General features: G+C 36.5%; 20 protein-coding genes. 17 read left to right on the top strand and 3 right to left on the bottom strand.

The genetic code is table 11. From position 1 onward, the window contains the following. The first annotated feature begins 112 nt into the window (after positions 1–112). The 8 genes from B9Y69_RS04605 to B9Y69_RS04570 all read left to right on the top strand — a co-directional run bounded on the left by B9Y69_RS04605 (position 113) and on the right by B9Y69_RS04570 (position 7,745). Complete coding sequence (locus B9Y69_RS04605; RefSeq protein ID WP_085471795.1) at positions 113–634, top strand: hypothetical protein; 522 nt, start codon at positions 113–115, stop codon at positions 632–634. Positions 635–685: 51 nt separating this feature from the next. Then, a complete protein-coding gene (locus B9Y69_RS04600) occupies positions 686–1,168 on the top strand; it encodes a molecular chaperone DnaJ (protein WP_085471794.1) in 483 nt (160 codons plus the stop codon). A gap of 390 nt (positions 1,169–1,558) precedes the next feature. Continuing rightward, positions 1,559–2,020, top strand: a complete 462-nt coding sequence (locus B9Y69_RS04595; protein WP_085471793.1) for a JAB domain-containing protein — start codon at positions 1,559–1,561, stop codon at positions 2,018–2,020. 233 nt (positions 2,021–2,253) lie between these two features. Then, a complete protein-coding gene (locus tag B9Y69_RS04590) occupies positions 2,254–2,550 on the top strand; it encodes a helix-turn-helix domain-containing protein (RefSeq protein WP_085471792.1) in 297 nt (98 codons plus the stop codon). A gap of 1 nt (position 2,551) precedes the next feature. Then, positions 2,552–4,843, top strand: coding sequence for a Piwi domain-containing protein (locus tag B9Y69_RS04585; protein ID WP_085471791.1), 2,292 nt, complete (start codon positions 2,552–2,554; stop codon positions 4,841–4,843). After that, positions 4,831–5,736 carry a hypothetical protein gene (locus B9Y69_RS04580; RefSeq protein ID WP_085471790.1) on the top strand — a complete coding sequence of 302 codons (906 nt, stop codon included), beginning with the start codon at positions 4,831–4,833 and terminating at the stop codon, positions 5,734–5,736. Before B9Y69_RS04585 ends, B9Y69_RS04580 begins: the two co-directional genes overlap by 13 nt. Before the next feature lie 156 nt (positions 5,737–5,892). Next, positions 5,893–6,840 carry a hypothetical protein gene (locus tag B9Y69_RS04575; RefSeq protein ID WP_085471789.1) on the top strand — a complete coding sequence of 316 codons (948 nt, stop codon included), beginning with the start codon at positions 5,893–5,895 and terminating at the stop codon, positions 6,838–6,840. Positions 6,841–6,869: 29 nt separating this feature from the next. Continuing rightward, the gene (locus tag B9Y69_RS04570; RefSeq protein WP_085471788.1) at positions 6,870–7,745 is read left to right on the top strand and encodes a protein NO VEIN domain-containing protein; all 876 of its coding nucleotides are present in this window, start codon (positions 6,870–6,872) and stop codon (positions 7,743–7,745) included. A gap of 427 nt (positions 7,746–8,172) precedes the next feature. On the opposite strand, the gene B9Y69_RS04565 is transcribed toward B9Y69_RS04570, so the two are convergent. Next, positions 8,173–9,027 carry an AadS family aminoglycoside 6-adenylyltransferase gene (locus B9Y69_RS04565; RefSeq protein WP_085471787.1) on the bottom strand — a complete coding sequence of 285 codons (855 nt, stop codon included), beginning with the start codon at positions 9,025–9,027 and terminating at the stop codon, positions 8,173–8,175. Positions 9,028–9,125: 98 nt separating this feature from the next. Here B9Y69_RS04565 and B9Y69_RS04560 point away from each other — a divergent pair, with 98 nt between their 5' ends. From B9Y69_RS04560 to B9Y69_RS04540, 7 genes are all read left to right on the top strand, one after another. After that, on the top strand, positions 9,126–9,374 hold the full coding sequence (locus tag B9Y69_RS04560) for a hypothetical protein (protein ID WP_085471786.1): 249 nt from the start codon (positions 9,126–9,128) through the stop codon (positions 9,372–9,374). Between the two features lie 353 nt (positions 9,375–9,727). Then, positions 9,728–9,946: a hypothetical protein gene (locus B9Y69_RS19080; RefSeq protein WP_144036496.1), complete on the top strand. Its 219-nt coding sequence runs from the start codon at positions 9,728–9,730 to the stop codon at positions 9,944–9,946. Positions 9,947–10,004: 58 nt separating this feature from the next. Further along, positions 10,005–11,102, top strand: coding sequence for a slipin family protein (locus B9Y69_RS04555; protein WP_085471785.1), 1,098 nt, complete (start codon positions 10,005–10,007; stop codon positions 11,100–11,102). A 258-nt stretch (positions 11,103–11,360) separates the two neighbouring features. After that, complete coding sequence (locus B9Y69_RS19410; protein ID WP_085471784.1) at positions 11,361–11,834, top strand: MauE/DoxX family redox-associated membrane protein; 474 nt, start codon at positions 11,361–11,363, stop codon at positions 11,832–11,834. Between the two features lie 9 nt (positions 11,835–11,843). Then, positions 11,844–12,905, top strand: coding sequence for a hypothetical protein (locus tag B9Y69_RS04545; protein ID WP_085471783.1), 1,062 nt, complete (start codon positions 11,844–11,846; stop codon positions 12,903–12,905). An 11-nt stretch (positions 12,906–12,916) separates the two neighbouring features. Next, positions 12,917–13,105 carry a hypothetical protein gene (locus tag B9Y69_RS19075; RefSeq protein WP_134432688.1) on the top strand — a complete coding sequence of 63 codons (189 nt, stop codon included), beginning with the start codon at positions 12,917–12,919 and terminating at the stop codon, positions 13,103–13,105. Between the two features lie 103 nt (positions 13,106–13,208). Beyond that, the gene (locus tag B9Y69_RS04540) at positions 13,209–15,437 is read left to right on the top strand and encodes an outer membrane beta-barrel protein (protein ID WP_085471782.1); all 2,229 of its coding nucleotides are present in this window, start codon (positions 13,209–13,211) and stop codon (positions 15,435–15,437) included. A 46-nt stretch (positions 15,438–15,483) separates the two neighbouring features. Here B9Y69_RS04540 and B9Y69_RS19405 read toward each other — a convergent pair whose 3' ends face one another. Together B9Y69_RS19405 and msrA are read right to left on the bottom strand one after the other, a co-directional pair. After that, the gene (locus B9Y69_RS19405) at positions 15,484–15,906 is read right to left on the bottom strand and encodes a LytR/AlgR family response regulator transcription factor (RefSeq protein ID WP_134432690.1); all 423 of its coding nucleotides are present in this window, start codon (positions 15,904–15,906) and stop codon (positions 15,484–15,486) included. A gap of 177 nt (positions 15,907–16,083) precedes the next feature. Continuing rightward, positions 16,084–16,725, bottom strand: coding sequence for a peptide-methionine (S)-S-oxide reductase MsrA (gene msrA / locus B9Y69_RS04530; protein WP_085471780.1), 642 nt, complete (start codon positions 16,723–16,725; stop codon positions 16,084–16,086). Positions 16,726–16,869: 144 nt separating this feature from the next. On the opposite strand from msrA, the gene B9Y69_RS04525 reads away from it, so the two are divergent. Beyond that, positions 16,870–17,298 (top strand): HYC_CC_PP family protein, encoded by a 429-nt coding sequence (locus tag B9Y69_RS04525; RefSeq protein WP_085471779.1) that lies wholly within the window; start codon positions 16,870–16,872, stop codon positions 17,296–17,298. A gap of 85 nt (positions 17,299–17,383) precedes the next feature. Beyond that, entirely contained in the window at positions 17,384–18,796 is a 1,413-nt protein-coding gene (locus tag B9Y69_RS04520) for a TolC family protein (protein WP_085471778.1), read from the top strand. Positions 18,797–18,801 lie beyond the last annotated feature (5 nt).

Raw genomic sequence — 18,801 nt, 5'->3', positions numbered from 1 at the left:
TGGATATGAAGAATTTTGGAAAAACACAGTTGGCAACACGTGCGCCCCCTCTGATAGCCTACTTATCGGAACTTATTTACAGTACATTTTTTACACATAAATTTTTAAAGTCATGAAAACGACAGCAATCAATAACAAGAACACAAAAGCAGTGGCAAACGGAAGTGCAAGCAATGGCAAGGAAACCAAAACGACAGGGGCAACAACTTCGCCCAAAGCGGAAAAAGAGGTAATAAAGTTTGAGGGATTGGAAAAGGAAGCTCCAACAAAGGCGACCACAGCCGAGCAGAAAGCAACGCCAACGGATCAGCAGGAACAAAAGCCAAAATTTGCCCCCAATCTCGAAGAAACGCTAAAATGGGTAACTGAATTGCACCGCAAGAAAGTACAGCGTGACCGACTGTTAGAAACCATTGCCAATTTGGACAAATTCGAGGTTGAGGTAAAGGATGATGCAGACGAGACCGACAGCAATTATTATCAAGGTTGTACAATTACCATTGAGGACGACAACCGCAATAAGTTTGTAACCAAAAATCCGGTTATCATTAAATCCGTTGCGCTTTTCGTCAAAACGATGTGTTATGATAGGCTTGGCGAAATCGAAGCGGAAATAGCAATACCAAATGTTTAGTCCTTTTGTTTCACTTAGCCCCCTTTATGGGGGCTAAATTTCTTCATTGTTATGATTTATTTTAATAACTGCAAAACGCTTGACGAGGTTAAACAACTATACAAAAAGTTGGCGATGGAGAACCACCCCGACCGAGGTGGAGACACCGAGACCATGCAGAAAATTAACCAGGAATACGCTTTTGTAAGTGCAAAGATTATCAAAGGCGAGAACCTCAACAGCGAAGAAGCCGAGCAGAAAGTAAGGTTTTCGGAAGAGTACAGGGAAGTAATCGAGAAGATTGCACACCTACCACATATTAAAATCGAATTGGTTGGTTTTTGGATTTGGGTAACAGGCAACACAAAACCCATACGCAAATTGCTAAGGGAAGCAGGCTTGTTTTTCGCCAAGAAAAAACAGGCATGGTATTACCGTAGCGATATGTTTAAAGTCAGAAAAGGTAGTAATATGTCTTTAGACGAAATCAAAATAAAATATGGATGTGAGGTCATAAAACCCAACAGACCGAAGACCATACGACAAGTACAATAAAACAATAGGCAATTTTAAAATCGCCTATTGTTTTTGTGTTACACGTGACAGAGCCATTTTTTGCGCGCGGCCCTTGCGGGCAAAAAGTGCTTTGTAACCGTTTTTTATGACCTAAGATTACACGTTGATTTAAAATACTCGGTTAGAAACGAAACAACATTTTTTGGTTCTTCGGGTGGACAATTAATTAACCAACAATTTACTTCGCCAGTTTGACAAGCCCCATCGCTCAGGCCGACCGCACCCAATAAAAAACTGCATAAAATGGGTATCCACTCGTTCCGATCGGAGCCTCCCATTTTCCGCAGTTTTTTCTTTTGCTTAGTCAAACTTGGCTCGTACCCGCATTGGCGTTAATTAATTTTTTCATTTTTTTAAATCAGATACGCCATGAAAAAGAACGATTTTATCGCAAATGAATTATGCCTTTCTTACCGTCGTAATCCAAAACTTTCCGTTTCGGCTTTTACCAAAATAAAAAACTCACGATGTTTGGAAGAAACATTTAGACAGGTTTGGAACATAGACGAAATTGAGGTTAGAGAAAGTTTTTACGCTCTTTATATGACCAATCAATTGAATGTAGTGGGATATTATAGGATAGCAGATGGCGGTATAGATGCTGTTGCTGTTGATACAAAACTGATAATCAAATGTGCTTTGTTATCGAATGCAACAAGAATAGCAATTGCTCATAACCATCCGTCGGGAACATTGAGACCAAGCGATTCGGATAAAGTGATAACCCAAAGGATAAAATCAGCTTGCCATATTATGGATTTAAAACTGTTAGACCACATTATTCTAACAGATTGTGATTACTATTCATTTAAAGATAATGGGGACTTGTAAGTTCCTGTTATCCATCAAAGAGGTTGGCTATTGTGAATTTTCACTATTCAATCTTTCTTTATTTTCTTAATAAACGTATTCTGAAAATGGAGGAATAGAACGGAAAACGGGGTATTCTATCTATACGATTTAAAAGGATAACTAAAACCCTTTTTGTTTTTCATACTCAATTCAAAAAAGTTCAAAGTCTAAGAATTTTCGCTAAATTTGACATAAAGTGACAAGTCATCAAAATGGAATTTAAAAGCTTTGGTATAAAGGTTAGAGGATTAAGAAAAAAGAAAGGTCTCCTTCTAAGACAAATCGCAGCTGCTTTAGAAATGGACACTGCCCTTATTAGTAAAATAGAAAGGGGTGAAAGGAAAGCTAATAGAGAGCAAGTTATCAAATTAGCTGAAATTCTAAATGTAGAGGTAGAAGAACTTTTGGTCATTTGGCTTTCAGATAAAATTGTAGATATGTTGGAGAAAGAACCATTGGCTTATAAAGCACTTAAGAATTCAGAAAAGAGAATAAAAAACAAGTATTGATATGCAACTAAACTACTTTCCAATAAATTTTGAATTTGATGAATATCAGATTAAGACAGAACCGTATTCGGAAGATCGACTTAGCGAGTTGAGGGAATTACATAATACCACTCATTCTTTTTTTAGGAATGGTGAAAACATCTATATATCAAATAAAGAAGGGGAAGATATAAGTCTTATAGGAAGTGTCGTATCAAGGAGTGTATTTGAAGATAGTCAGGTTACTGCTTCATTGATTAAACATCTTTTCTTTCGGACATTTAAAGATAGATTTCCTAATTATATTCCGGTGGATTTTTATCCATTTCGTTTCTTTTCCGCACAAGCTAAAGACGATATTATTTACAAAGTACTACCTGAAAATCTCAAGAAGCGCGTTGCCTATAAAAAACTGATAGAAGTCCAATTACGTCTTACTGAAATAAATGGAAAGAAACAGTTTGGCTTTCTTATCAACATAAAACGTAATTGGATATTTAACAAATCTTGCGCTGAACTACATTCGGAAGGATACAACTTGTTAGGTGTGGATGTTCTTCACACGGAGACTATTCCCGGTTTAGCTGATGTTCTGGCTCCTAATGAAGAGCTTTTGGGAGTAATAACTGAGATAGCTGATAGTAAAGCGAAAATTGAAACTAATGAGGGAATTAAGGAATACCCCCTTGAACAGTTATTTATCAAGAAATCAAAATACAATATAGGTAACTATTTGTCATTTGCTATCTCACAGCAGAAGAGCGACGAAATAATGAACCTTATTGAGAGTAAACGTGCTGATATTTACAACACAAAAGCATTGTATGATGAAATCTTAAAGATATCAAAACATTTGTTCTGTGAAAATGGTTCATCGATTTTATTTCACAATAAGGATGGTTTCTGCTTTAAGGTTGACGATACTCCATTGACAGTCTCAAATAGCATTGATTTGAAAATGCCGACTTTTATTTTTGATCCCGCTGCAACTAAGACAAATAGTTCAAGTCCAGATTTAGGGTTATCCAATTATGGTCCATACGACAGTTCAATTTTCGATATTAAAAGCCCTAATGTGTTATGTATTTGCAATAGAAATAATAGAGGGAATTTTACGAAGTTCCTATCCAATTTAAAAGATGGAATACCTCAATCACGGTATTTTCAAAAGGGACTTCAGAAAAAATATGATTTGCAGGACGTGATACTCAATGTGAGAGAGTTACAGGCATATAGCATCGATGATTACCTAAATGTTATCAGTGGTTATGATGAAAACAAACCTCATTTAGCAATTATAGAAATACCCGCAAGTTTCAAACGTCAAGCAGATATTGCAAATCCTTATTATCGAATTAAGGCTAAGTTGTTATCGTTGGAAATTCCTGTTCAATTTGTTACGTCCGAAATAATAGGTAGCCATAATGAATATATATTAAATTCTATTGCTCTTCAAATCTATGCCAAACTCGGAGGAACTCCGTGGGTTCTCCCTTCGCAACGTTCGGTAGACAAAGAGATAATTATTGGTATTGGTCATAGCTGGCTAAGGAAAAATCAATATGCAGGAGCTGAACAAAATCGAGTTGTAGGCATCACAACTTTTATGTCAAGTGACGGTCAGTATCTTCTTGGGGATAAGGTTAAAGATGTTCCTTTCGAAAACTATTTTGAAGAATTGCTGAAAAGCTTGAAACAATCAATTCAAAGACTTTCAACAGAACAAGGGTGGTCTGATGGGGATACGGTAAGGTTAATTTTCCACATTTTCAAGCCAATTAAAAATACCGAATTTGATGTTATCAGTCAATTAGTTCGAGACATTACACAATATAAGATTAAGTTTGCATTCGTTACCATAAGTACCATTCATCCAACAATGTTATTCGATGCCAATCAGCCTGGAGTTTCTAAGTACCGAAGTAACATAGTAAAAGGGCAATATATACCAAATAGAGGAAGTAATGTCTTTTTAGATGATAGGACTTCAATCGTACAAATGTTTGGTGCAAACGAATTGAAAACAGCTAAGCAAGGTATGAGTAAGCCAATTCTTATAAATATTAGAACTCCCCAAGGCAATTATAGTAGCAGTGATTTAAATGACTTATTATTTTATGATTTAGGATATATTACTCAACAAATATTTTCATTTACATATTTGTCATGGAGAAGTTTTTTGCCCGGAGAAGAACCCGCCACAATGAAATATTCTAATCTTATTTCTAAGTTGTTGGGGAAAATGAGAAATATTCCCAATTGGGATGCAGACAACCTAAACTATGGTTTAAAAAGAAAGAAATGGTTTCTTTAGAAAACAGAATGGGATATTTAGCAAGAGTAAGCGAGAATGCAAAGCTTTCGGCTTTTAATGATTTCTTACTGGGGGAAGTTAATCATATTGCTCCAAATCACAATTCAAACGGAAGCGAAGAAATCTTTTATGGAGTATTGAAAGCAATTCGAAATAATAGTAAGAATGATTTTGAAAGCTATTATAATAAGAAAAGTAAAAGTAAGCCAAGCAAAGGTTCACCAGCACCATTTGTTAACGACGATTTTCTTATATTTTCTTTTATAGTTGGTATTATGAAGTTCAATATAGATAGGAATTGGATAAATCATATCATATCTATTAGAAATAGAAACTCTATAACAATCACTTTTGAAAATATTTTAAACGAAAATTATTATAGTACGAGTAATCTCCCTGAAATTGTGTTTATGTTTTTAAACATCTACGGTAAGACCTTAATTACCAACGATTTTTCGAGTTTCACTTTCAAAAAAGTGATTGAGAATGTAAGGCTATTTGAAAACAGAAGTGACTTCCAAATTCTGTGTTCACTTAAAGCGTACGACACGATATTTATGTTAAAGGAAGTGCCTGATAAAAAAAAAATTGACCGATTAGAAAAGTTTAACTTTAATTTTATTGAACGAATTAGATATATCTCGTGGATAGTACAGGCAATTTTATTTGCACTACTGATTTATTTAATCCTTAAACTTCCGAAATATAACCCCGAAGCTATCGCCTATATAGAAAAATACAATTATGCGTTCACAATTTTTGGAGCATTAGGACTTAGTGTTATAGGAAATGTCATACCTTCTATTAGAAATAAATCCCAAGAGATAATAATGAGGATATTTGGATATCCCAAAGAATTACTGCAAGACTTCAAGGATAAAAGGGATAAATGAGTGTGTCTTTTTTTGCATGGCTTTTTAAACTATTTTTAGCTATTTAAGACCGTCCAAAAAAGTTAAAAATGACATTAAGCGCTTATAAATACGGAATTGGTCATTGAGGAAGTAGATTAAATTGTCGTATAAATTTACATAACAAAATTGCTGAGAATGATAACAGGCATACCAAACGCAAACGAGTACAAACAGATCGCAATGGAATGCTTGATTCAAGCATACAACTCGATTGTTAGTGTTGACAACGCACTTACAAACAGTACCCCGAGAGAAAAAATATGGGAATATAATCAAATTGTATTGAGGTCAGGTCTGGTTTTAATACATCAAGGGATTGAGGGTTTATTAAAATCTGAAATTTGTAAAACGAGTCCTCTACTTCTAATTGAGAAAAAAAGGGGAGATTGGAAGACCTTACCCGAAAGTGCCGATGAGAATTTTTCAGAATTATACACTATTGGTGGCGAAGACTTGTTGAGAACATATTATGCTTGTATTGGTGCCAAAAAAGTACACGAAAAATTTTTGCAACTATATGAAGAAATTCGTGTAAGGCGCAATAAAATAGTACATGGTATCGGAAATGAAAAGTTGACTCCTGAGTATATACTCACACTTATCTTAGATACTTTTACGTATCTTCTTGGTAAAGACAGTTTTTGGGAAGCTGCTTCATCAAAGTTCTATCAACACCCAGGATTTCAGTACGAAGATGAAGATGTTGAATGGGAAGATATGATACACTATAATAAAATGGAGCATTTAAGTTTCTTTTTAGGGAAAAAGACGCTAAAGAAACATTTCTCGGTTGACATTACTGCACGCCCTTATTTATGTCCACATTGTACTGAAAAATCAGAAATTGCCACTAAAAAAGGAGCAAAGAGAGCCGATTCTAAATGGGCATTTTTGCATCCAAATGACCCTCTTGGCACAAACTTAAGCTGTATCGTATGCCAGTCGGATTTTGGAGTACTAAGGGAAGATTGTGGCAAAGATGGATGCAAGGGGAATGTTAAATACTTGATAGAAGATGACGATGACTCAGAAACATATATCTGTTTGACGTGCTGGCATGATGAGACAAGAGAAGCAAGTTGAAATAATTAAATCATTATATCAGAACCTAAATGAATAAAGAAATTCGGCTTTACCTTATTGAACTTGCCAGGATCAAAAGAACAGTAAGCTATGCAAAAGCTATGTCCCAATTTGGATTAAATGCTTCAAATCCGACCGAAGTAGATTATTTTGCTAATGAAATAGGAGAAATTTCTGAACATGAACATCTATTTAAACGACCTATGTTAAGCTCATTGGTTGTCCATTCCTCTAAGAATTCGATTGGTTTTGGGTTTTATAGATTAGCTGAAAAATTGGGCTATGATAAAAAGGAAGTTTTGAGTAAACAACATTTTGAAAGGCAAATGCAGGAGCTATGTTATGAGATATGGTCAGATGATAAAGTTTATTTTCAAGAAACTGGAAAAAAAGCGTCTTCAAAAGCTATTACGAATTACTCATTGTATTTGAATGATGAACCACAAGAAGGTATTGGTGAATTGCCGGAGCGCAAGTTTGATTTTTCAGGGTACGATATTGATTGGAACCAAAAGTACTTAAGTGATTTGGAATGTGGAAATATTGGTGAAGATTTAGTGTTGGAATATGAAAAACGAGTACTTATTGATAATGGTTTTCCTGAGCTTATTGAAAGGGTAAGAAAGGTTAAAGATGGAAATGGTTTTGATATCCTTTCCGTAAATTTTGATGGAAGCCCTAAATATATTGAAGTAAAAACTACGAAAGGTGGCTCTGCAACTCCTTTCCAAATTTCTCTGAATGAGGTGAAATTCTCCGAAATGAATGCTACAAATTATTATTTGTACCGTCTATATAACCTCAACATGGAAAATAAGACAGCTGACTTTTTTGAATATCAGGGAAGCGTTACAGATAACTTTCTTTTGGAAAGCATCCATTTCGAAGCCTACAAGAAGAAATAGTAGTTTTATTATACAGAGGAATTATTGGCACATATTTTATATCTAAAGTATTTCCGAATTTTTAATAGATAACTTTTGTAAAATCGTCAAAATATCATCGAGGTGTTCTAATAGAGACCCACGTTCCCCGCAAGAAAATCCTTCATCGAAAGATGAGGGATTTTTTGCGTTCAGGGTGGATGAGAACCTAGGGTTCGATCCGTAGGAGGTTCAGGGATGTGTTTGGGGTTGTGGGACTGAACCAATCCCACGCTCTCCGCACAAAAAGAAATAAATGATAACAAAACCCTATTAACAGCACGTTAATAGGGTTTTGTGCGTTTAAAGGCATATTCAATAAACCAACGATTCCCACTAGCAGCGAGACCTCAGCGAGACCTTTTTTGATAGACAACTTTGCTACTTTCTCAAAGACTATAAAGATATGCTAGGCGCTTCTAACCTCCTTTAAATAACGACGAACATCAAGTTCCAATTGTACGGGATACGCATATCCGAGCTTCCTTGCAATCTCATTACCGATTTCGGAAACCAAATCTGTTATCATATAGAGGGAGTCCCAGTTGCGAGATAGGTCTGCATCAGCGAAAGTCTGTTCAATACGCGACCACAAGGCAGGACTTAGGTATTCTTTGAACAAACGACCATGCTTGTTCGTGGTAACTTTCCAATCGTGTTGCATCGCAATGTACCATTCCAATAAAGGAACCATATAATCTGTTCGGATTACATTTTCAGTCATAAACTTAGCGTAAAAAAGATCTTCTCTGGCTAGACATTTGGCTACATAAGTTGTGTCCCACCAAAAGTCATTCAGAAGTTGTGTGAAACGCGCTTCCATGGGTTTTTTGATGACTGAAACTTGGTAGGATGGCGGATGCATAGAAGGAGTTAAACCATCTTTATCTAACAAAACTTTATATCCAATATCCCAATCTTCACACAATATCGGCTGTTTAACTTCTGTAGAAAAGGATGATACACTATAGAGCTTAAAATCAACTTTGACGTGATCCTCGTACAAAACCATTTTCATGGCATGCTTCCCATCAAAAGCAGATTCATCCTCTTCAACCATAGCTATTGGTCTACCGAACAATTTAAGCCAGGAATTGTCCTGTACATATTTTGCGTTATGCTCAAAAATAAGTTCAATATCTAAGTCACTATACTTATCGACTGGTGCTAGCGGATTCACTAAGGAGCTCGTAAGAAGTACAGTTCGTACATCCGGATTCTCTTGTGCCCAATCTATAATTTGATTCAATTTCTTATCTCGCATTGGTTTTATATTTAAAAACCTATTTTAAATTTCCCCATCAGCAATACCATTTTTGAAGTAAATTAGTCAACGAAAACAATACTAATAAATTTTAACTGATGAAACAAAAACTACTAACTGAATTAACAGATCAGGAGCTCCTGGAGATGAAAAAGAAAGCAAAATCCAATAACATAATAAATGCAGCAATTATCGGATTTATGTTTGGTGTAACCGTCTATGCCGCAGTAAATCATGGCTTCAGCTTTTTTACACTTCTTCCGCTTGTATTAGCCGCGTACGCTGCTGTCAAATGGAATAAAGAAAAGAAAGCTTTAGAAGACGAGTTAAAGGCGCGAAACCTGTAACAGAACTAACGATAAAGGACGTCCATTATCATTAATTCTTTCTATTTAAGTACGAGCGACAAACAATCACAGCTTCTAATTGTCTTCAATTTATTGATTATTAAGATTTCTTTTTTCTTAACCGATCATTGTTCTTTGATGAAGTAAGCAAGTAGCTTTAAAGATACGTGTCTAGAGGCACAATGATACCTTTTACCGGAAATACGCCCCAGTCTTCTGTTTCTGTATAGCAGGGAAGTGTCGGTTCAATAGAATACGATATGCTAGCAAGTTAAAGGTAGAGGTTCAATTCCTGGTTTAGTAGGTTCGAATCCTACATCACGTAAGTTTAGACTTTCTATAAAAAAGTCACCATGAAGCTACCTGTCTTTCGTTCGGTTGCCTTGGTTTATTGTTTCTATTCCCGGAGTCTCTCCGGTGAGGAGAAGCATGACCAGGCAACAATTGCAACTAAACTTCGTAGCTTAAAACAAGTGTTCTCGGTGGTACTGCTTATCCTATTTGTCTACGGACACATTAGGCAAATCTTTACCTACAGTACATTCCTTTTAAGCTCCGTTCAGAAGCAATGAAGGGAAGATAGGTAGCTTTCTAATACGCAAAAAACAAATATGTAATTGTAGAATAATTATGAAAAGGGTAACGGTAGATGTAAATCAAGTCGGTTTGGTGGTTAAAAACAATGTGGTGAAACGCGCCTTGCGCGCGGGTAGCTACTGGATAGGTTTTGGCGCTAAGCTGGAAACTTACAATATGTCCCATAACTTTGTAACACCACATAACGTCGATGCGCTTCTGCAAGTAGATGGATTTAAGGAAATGGTAGAGGTGGTGGAAGTTGCGGATGATCAGATCTGCATTGTTTATCTGAACAATAATTTCTATAATGTACTTTCTGCTGGGCGACACTTCTTTTGGAAAGGATTACAAACCTATCGTTTTCAGATCGAAGACATCTCCACTATAGATATCAAACCGTCGGTCAGCCGTCAGCTGCTAGCCAGTCCAGCTTTTTCTTACTATGTATGTTACTATACCATTGAACCTTTCGAGCAAGCCTTGCTGTTTGTGGATGGCGCTTTTGTCAAGATCCTAGAGCCGGGAAACTACTACTGGTGGAAGAATGCGACGACTATCACAGTGATCAAAACCGATATGCGTGTTACAACCGTTGAGATCACTGGTCAAGAGATTCTAACGAAGGATAAGGCACAGATCCGAGTGAACTTCTCTGCTCAATATCAAGTGAAAGATATTGTCAAAGCGCTGCAGCATAATAAAGAGTACGAGAAACAACTGTATACGCTGTTGCAATTGGTGCTACGTCGTTATATCGGACAAATGACGCTAGATGAGCTAATGGATAGTAAATCAGAAATATCAAAATACGTTATCGAGACTACGTCAACCGAGCTTGCGGCATTAGGGTTAGCACTATTTAATGGTGGGGTAAAAGATATTATCTTGCCCGGAGATGTTCGTGAGATTATGAATCAAGTTCTTATTGCCGAAAAGAGAGCCCAAGCAAATATCATTACACGACGCGAGGAGACGGCATCTACCCGAAGCTTGTTGAACACCGCAAAGCTGATGGAAGAAAATGCTATGCTTTTCAAGTTGAAAGAAATGGAATATGTTGAGAAAATAGCAGAGAAGATCAACAGCATCTCCGTTTCTGGGAATGGTCAGATTGTGGATCAGCTAAAACAGCTTTTTGTCAAAAGTTAACACCAAAGTACCCACCTTATTTCTTGACTTCAAGCAGTTTGTTTCTTGTATTTGCTTCATTTTTTAAAGAAACCTATCTCCCTTAATTGCCGACATTTTTTTAAAATCGTCTCCTGTTTTGTTACATCAACTTTCATATATCTAATTTAATGGTTAGTTCAACTGCCTAATCCGTCTCTCTATCGATAAACCTCTTTTTCCGATTTAGTTATAAGGTAGCTTTAACTTTATAAAGGAGCAAATAGAGATTTATTGACTATGATATATAAGGATGGTAGATTTGATAATAAAGAAGGCCAATTGATAAGAAGAAAGATTCTATCATTTATCGTTTATGGCGCCAGTTTATTATTATCAATATTCTTTATCTATACAGGCACCTATAAAATACTTCATGCAAAGTTGTTTGAATTTAATGCTCAACGTATTAGTCTTTTTCCATCATTCATAATTCCTTACTTGGCATATTTGATTGCTCTGGTCGAATTTATCGTTGCTATACTTCTCATCATTAAACCTTTAGTGGGTCATATGCTGTTCGCTTCAATAATGTTACTGTTTTCTGTTTATATCGTATATCTAAATTATAATCAGCTGTATGAAGTATGTGGATGCGGAGGAATCTTGAATGGGTTGGAATATTCCAGCCATTTGGTTCTTAATGTAAGTTTACTAACAATATCACTTTTACTCATTCACTACTTTGTAAGTGAAGATAAAAGGGTTTTATAAAGAAATATAATGAAGACAAAACATGTATTCTTTTCCATTTCTTCGATAGCTGTTTTAATAGTATTGTACTATGGTATTGTAGGAAATAATCGAACATCTTTTGAACGTACTTTTGTGCACGTTAACTTAGATACTTCTGATGTTTTTACCTCCAAAAACGAATTGGGTTTTAAGGATTTTGTTATTAATTCAATGGATGGTCGTATCCATAGATTAATTACCCTAAAGCAAAGTAATGATAGTGTGGATTCTATTACATATCACATACAACCAATTATAAGTGATTCTATGGGACAATTTGAAGAAGGTTTTGCTTTTACATTCCCTAAGAATGCACGTGTTAGATTCCTGAAAGATAAGAGCGTCTACTCTTATCACCGTTTTGGTCTATACATTGTAGACCATCAAAGCACTTTAATTCTTAACCCTGTAAATGTCTCTATATATGATGCCTATCCTCTTGTAAATGGTAATATACTTTGCTTAGGAGAAATTAAGGATACTAACTCGGAAAAGTTTGCTTTTGGTTTTTTTGAACTTAATGAAAGTACCAACGAAACTAATATTAAACATTTAATACGAGAAGAGAGTACTTCGACTAGAAGCAGTGATCTTCTGTCCTACGCTGGTCGTTTCTGTGATCTTGGTAAAAAATTAGCTTTTGTTTATGAGAGAGTCGGACAGATACTCTTTTTTGACAATAACAACGGTACGAAAATTATGACATTGCATACTATCGATAAGACCCCTGTCCCTGAAACCGTCATGTTTGGAGATTTTAATACGTACAAAAGAGGAAAAGCAAAACTTTCGAATTCTGCCGTCCTTATTGTTGATAAGCTAATAGTCGTGATTTCAAAACAGCCTATTGTAAAAGAAAAATTGATTTTAGACGTATATAAGGATATGAAATACCAAAAAAGCTTATTGTTGAAACTAGATGGAGTAAATTCAAATGATGTTGTTTTTTTTAATCAAACTGAATCTCAGTTTTTCCTAGGAACAAAAAAAGCATTATATACCATACCTATTGAGCAGCTGTTAATCAAAATAAATTTTAGTAAAACTTAAAAAAGAAAAAGATGAAAAAGAGAGCAATTTTTTTAGCAATAGCGGCAGCAGTTGGAGCAACTACTGCGCTTTATTCATTTGGCGGAGACCTGACAACGGAAGCATGTTCAGGTGACACCTCGAGATGTATCACAAAGGCGAATGGTGACGTCATCTGGGGGAATTGGGTTAGTTCTGTTCCAACACCCTCACCTCTTTAATTGATTGGGAGCTGGTCAATAGGATTACTTTTGATTCTCATTGATCAGCTCCTTTATATTGAAATTCATGTTTCCACCACTATCCTGATTAACCTAATTTTAAATGAAGTTCGCTCTATTTTTTATCATATTCATCATTTGTAGTAGAATTGGTTATTCCCAGAAAATCAGTGGTAGCGTATTTCATCAGGATGTCCCTTTACCTTATGCCTCAGTAACTATTTTCGATGAAAAAGATTCTGTTTACATAACCTTATTAACCGACGAGCAAGGGTGGTTCCAAACGACAAATTACAAAAACGCAGGTAAGATAACTATAGCGGTTACTTATATTGGTCTTAAACAGTCTAAAAAATCATATACAACGGCGGAGCTATCTAAACCTTTGTTAATTAAGCTGGAAAGAAGTAAGCAAGATATCGAAGAAATACAGGTAATTGGAGAGCTGAACAAAGTCATGTTAGATGTAAATAAGCGTGTATATAAATTCAATCAAAGTGACTTTATAAAAAATACAACAGCTGATATAGCCATAAATAAGGTGCCAGGTGTTGTGTTTTCAGAAGAAATAGGACTCAAGCTAGATGGTTACCAAACGCCACAACTATATATAAATGGAATTGCGAGTAGTACTCATAATCTGAAAAATATAGAGGTCGATGATATAGAACAAGTTGATATAGTAAATCATCCATCAGCGAGATTTAATGTGGAGCGGAGTTCTGGTATTATCAATATAATAACAAAGCATAAGGCCACTCCTTTTTACAAGGGACGTTTACAGGTTACAAAAGGCACATTGCTGGAACGAACAGGCGTGAACCCTTCATTTTCATTCAAAAAAGGTAAGTGGTTAGTAAAAATGGTATGGGACAAAAGTCGAAACGTTCAAAAGACCAACACAGATATGTACAGAAGTGCCGAAAGTTTATCTTATTATCAATTTAATTTTCGAAAAAGTACAGTAGTACAGGATAATGGGAACATAGAAATAAGACGTGATATAGACACCACAAGCTCTATTTTCCTGCGATCAGCATTTTTTGGATACAAGTTAAACGGCAATACGACCGGAAAAATTAACAATATCGAATTTCTAAATGCATCTAGAGATAAGTATTGGATTTATACCATCGATGGTGTGTACGACAAAAAAATCAGGGAGGGGCTTTTGTCTATTAAGGGAAACTACAATCTATACAGAAAAGAGGATTCCTTTCTAATAGAAAAGGAGGAGAAGTTCGAAAATACCATCAATTCCGGATTATCAGATATTGCCCTCGAAACGAGTTTCAACCATAAGCCAGATTTACTTAACTGGGCAAGCCATGATTTTGGAGCAAAATATGTAAACCGTACCTTTTTACAAGTAGAAAATATAAAATACAAACAACACAATATTGGGATCTATTCAGATTGGCGTATAAAGGTTAACCCCAAAATAGAAATATCAAACTCTATGTACTTTGATATTTCCAAAAATAATGTGGGAGATTATACAAATACCTATTCTACTTTTTTGCCATCAATAACAATTGATTGGAAAAAGAAAAATACGGCTAAATTTTCAACCTCTTTTGCTAGAAGGGTGAACAGACCTAATCCAATGGATTTAAATGAAACGATTATAATGCTAGATCCTACAACTTTCCAAAAGGGAAATATAAATTTAAAGCAGGCATCCCTTAGCACCTTAACTTTTTCCTATGTAAATGCTTATAGAAATAATTTCTTTACGGCGAATATTTTTTACGGAGCTAACAGGAATGTTATATTTCAAGATGTGGAGACCATACAAGATACCTTGATTCTTTCAAAATCGAATTTAGGAAATGTTAATAGGTTTGGGGGAGTGATTGGTCATGATTTATCACTTGGAAAGTCTATAAATATATATACCAGTGCAGGTGTAAATTACAACCAGTTGAAGAAGAGCGACAATGAACAATTGTTTAACAGCGGGTATGGTTTTATTTGCACGGGAAATATTTCGACAAAACTATTCAATAGGATAACAACAGTTGCGCTATTTGATTACAACTCGAGGAGGTACGATCTATATGCGACTACAAAAGAACGGCCTTTCACCAGCCTTCTGCTATCGGTTAATTTTATCAAAGATAAAGTTAACCTACGTTTGGCCTATGTGGATGTATTTAAAATTAATGCACGGAGAGAAATCTATTTATCATCTCCTAGTTTCGAACAAACAACATATCAGAACCGTAATTTTTCCAATATTAATATTGCAATATCATATTCTTTTGGTAAGAAATTTTCGGACGCAGTCCGCAATAAGAAGATTAAAAGTGATGATATTCAGCTTCGGTAGCTTCTATTGGTAAGGATTAAGGAGGCTGGTGGCAAAGTGTTGGCGTTTAAGAGTTTAGGCTCGACTGTATGCCTAATCTATCAAAAAGCCTGTTTTTATAGTTTTTTCCTATAGCGAGTTGCTCTCCGTTTTTCAATTTCACGTGTTGAGCATCGATGGATCTTACTTGATCCATCTGAATAATACATGAACGGTGAATCCGTATAAATGCTTGTTGCGGGAGGAAACACTCTAATTCTTTAAGGGTTGTTTTAATCGTTAGTATATCCTGAACCGTAATAATCCGCACATAATCTCCCCACGATTGAAATAGGATAATATCACTAGGTAATAAAAAAAACGTTGTTCGCCCATCTCGAAATTGCAATATCTCCTGATTGGCCCTACATCGAAAGCAACGGTATACACCGACCACCGATAATATAGAAGGAGAAGATAGCAAAGTTGACAAGCGCTTCTTCACTAGCATTATATTCGTATCGAATACTGATTTTACATCCTCACCCAACTATAAGCCTCCTTTCAGAAATTAAGTATTGCAATCCAGTTATATGACACAATATAAGTAAAATGGATTAAAAACAGAATAAAATATCTATAATTATCCATTAATCGATATAAAGTTTTGTTAAGGCAAGGGTGGGGGCTAAGGTTTTTTAGAATTCACCTCTCGCGCCTTCTTAAATAAACCAGGCGAAATGTGACAGTAACCACCGGGATTTTTATTCAGATAATCCTGGTGATAGTCCTCTGCCGTATAGAAATTCTCTAACGCTTTTTGTTCGATAACAACCGGTTTGTCAATGGTGGCGGCCAAAGCTTTTATCTTTTCTTGTATCAACACCGCATCCGCTTTATCCGTATAGTATATACCCGTTCTGTATTGAGAACCAATATCATTTCCTTGTTTATTTAAGGACGAAGGATCTACACTTTCAAAATATAAATCAATCAGTAAAGCGAGACTTACTATAGAAGGATCATAGACCACCTTTACTGTCTCCGCAAACCCACTGTTTCCGCGCGAAACCGTTTTGTAATCCGGATTCCGGGACTTTCCGTTCGCATAGCCTACGGCCGTAGCGGTAACACCCCGAACCTGCTGAAACAGGTGCTCTGTTCCCCAAAAACAACCGCCTGCGAAGTAAATTTCTTTGACTGTACCAGTTGCATCGGTGACATTTTGCTGCCCCACGCCTTCATCATTACTTGAGCGCGATGCAACATTCGACTGTATTAATACCAAGGTACAAACGACAAGTGTTAACAAGACTACAATCTTTTTCATATTCTACAATACTATTCGTCTTATCAAAGATAAGAACTTCTACACAAAGGAAGACTCCGGTCTGTCATCCAGAAATAATATAACAAATAGCCGAAATTATATAAGTACACCTTCCATAGAAGGTTTAGTTTTGCACTTTAGTATATGAAAAAGCTATTTGTCGCCATTCTTTCACTCGTATATTTGGTACTGTCTACCGGCTTTACCCAATATATTCATTTGTGTAAGGGAACGGCGGCAAAACAGATCAGCTTCACCGATCTAACATTTAAAAATACGAATGATCCTTGTCCAATATGCACCAGCAAACACAAGGGTCTTAAAGAGAAAAAGAAGGACTGTTGTAAACACGAGACCGAAGTTGTCAAAGTCGACGACACGCTGAATGGCCAGTCACAAACCGACCAACCTGTCAAGTTTTGGGGGAATGCTATTCCCACGAATATGCTGGAAGCTTTGTTTGATGCGCAATCACTTGATGTATCGAGCAATAACGACCAATCTTATTTAACCTCAAAAGTCCCACTTCGGGGCAATCCCCTCTATATTATTCATTGCAGTTACAGAATTTAACAGTTGACTTTATGCACACCAGGTGCGCAGCATGCTATTGAGGCATGTTGAAAAAACAAGTTAAACTTTAAATTTTAGTACGATCATGAAAGCAAAAATAGTTGCTTCCATGGGTTTTGTGTGGCTATTGGGCTTTAACAGCCATGGTCAGACTTTACACCTAGAGGAAGCATTACAACGTGGTATAGTAAACTACGATAAACTGAAGGCAAAGAAATCCATTCTTTATGCCGCAGGGGAGAATACCCAATTTCAAAAACAACAATACTTACCCGATGTTACGCTGGGGGCACAGCAAAGCCTTGGGACCGTGAATATGGTTAATGGGCCGATGTATGGTCAGGGAGGACTGGCGGCGGCTTCCACTTCGATGCCGCTAGCCGAACAAAACTGGAACGCGGCATTTGGGTCTTTGTATTTCGCCAATATCAACTGGAATATATACACCTTTGGAAGATTAAAAAATCAGGTAAGGTTGGGTGCAGCGCAAGAAGAACGGGCACAAGCTGATTTGGAACAAGAGATTTTTCAGCACGAAGTCCGTATTAGCGCCGCTTACTTAAATCTATTAGCAAGTCAACGTATTGTTTATGTTCAAGAGCGCAACCACGATAGAGCCAGTGTTTTCTACGCAATGACTGATGCGCGTGCTAAAAGTGGACTAATTCCAGAAGTGGATGCCTCGCTTGCAAAAGCTGAAGTGTCGAGTGCCAAATCCTTATGGATTAAGTCGCAAGATAAAGTATTCGACTATAGCAAATCATTAGCCGTGCTCTTGAATGATGATTTTCAAGCCTATCAGCTGGATAGCTTGTATAGTACGAGCGTACCATCTGATAAGGAGGAGCGTACGACCGACCGAGTGAGCCTACATCCGTGGTTAGCCTTGCAGCAAAGCCAGATCGATGAAAGTATACAAGCCGAAGAACTTCTCAACACGCATAAGCGACCAACGGTCTCTGCTTTTGGCGTCTTGCAGGGGCGTGGTTCGGGATTCGATTGGAATTATGTACAGGATAATAGTGCCTATTCCGGAAGCTACCTGAAAGGTGTAGGGATTGATCGCAGTAATTACCTCTTAGGGGTATCATTAACCTGGAATATTACTAATCTATATCGATTCAAGTCCCGCGTGAAGGAACAGCAGCATAAAAGCCAATCGTTGCGTTACCAGTATGATCTGGGGCGTAAGGAGCTCGATAATCAGGCAAAAATGGCGGATGCACAACTTCATAATGCGTATGCAAATTTCGATGAAACGAAAATTCAGCTTACTGCAGCCAATTTAGCCTACAAGCAGCACACGGCATTGTATGAAAATGGTTTGACCACCTTGGTTGATTATACACAGGCACTTTACAGTCTCAATAGGGCGGAAATTGATTACGAAATAGCGCAGAACAATGTGTGGCAAGCTTTATTGTTGCTGGCTTCCGCAAAAGGTGATATCAGCCTATTTAGTAAAGCCGTTGGCAGCAAAGTAGTCAATAAGTACTAACAACA

Origin of the sequence: Sphingobacterium psychroaquaticum (genome assembly GCF_900177625.1) — a bacterium.
In the GTDB taxonomy this organism is placed as follows: Bacteria; Bacteroidota; Bacteroidia; order Sphingobacteriales; family Sphingobacteriaceae; genus Sphingobacterium; species Sphingobacterium psychroaquaticum.
Note: the sequence above shows the minus strand (reverse complement) of the source record. Positions and strands in the feature narration are given on the sequence as shown.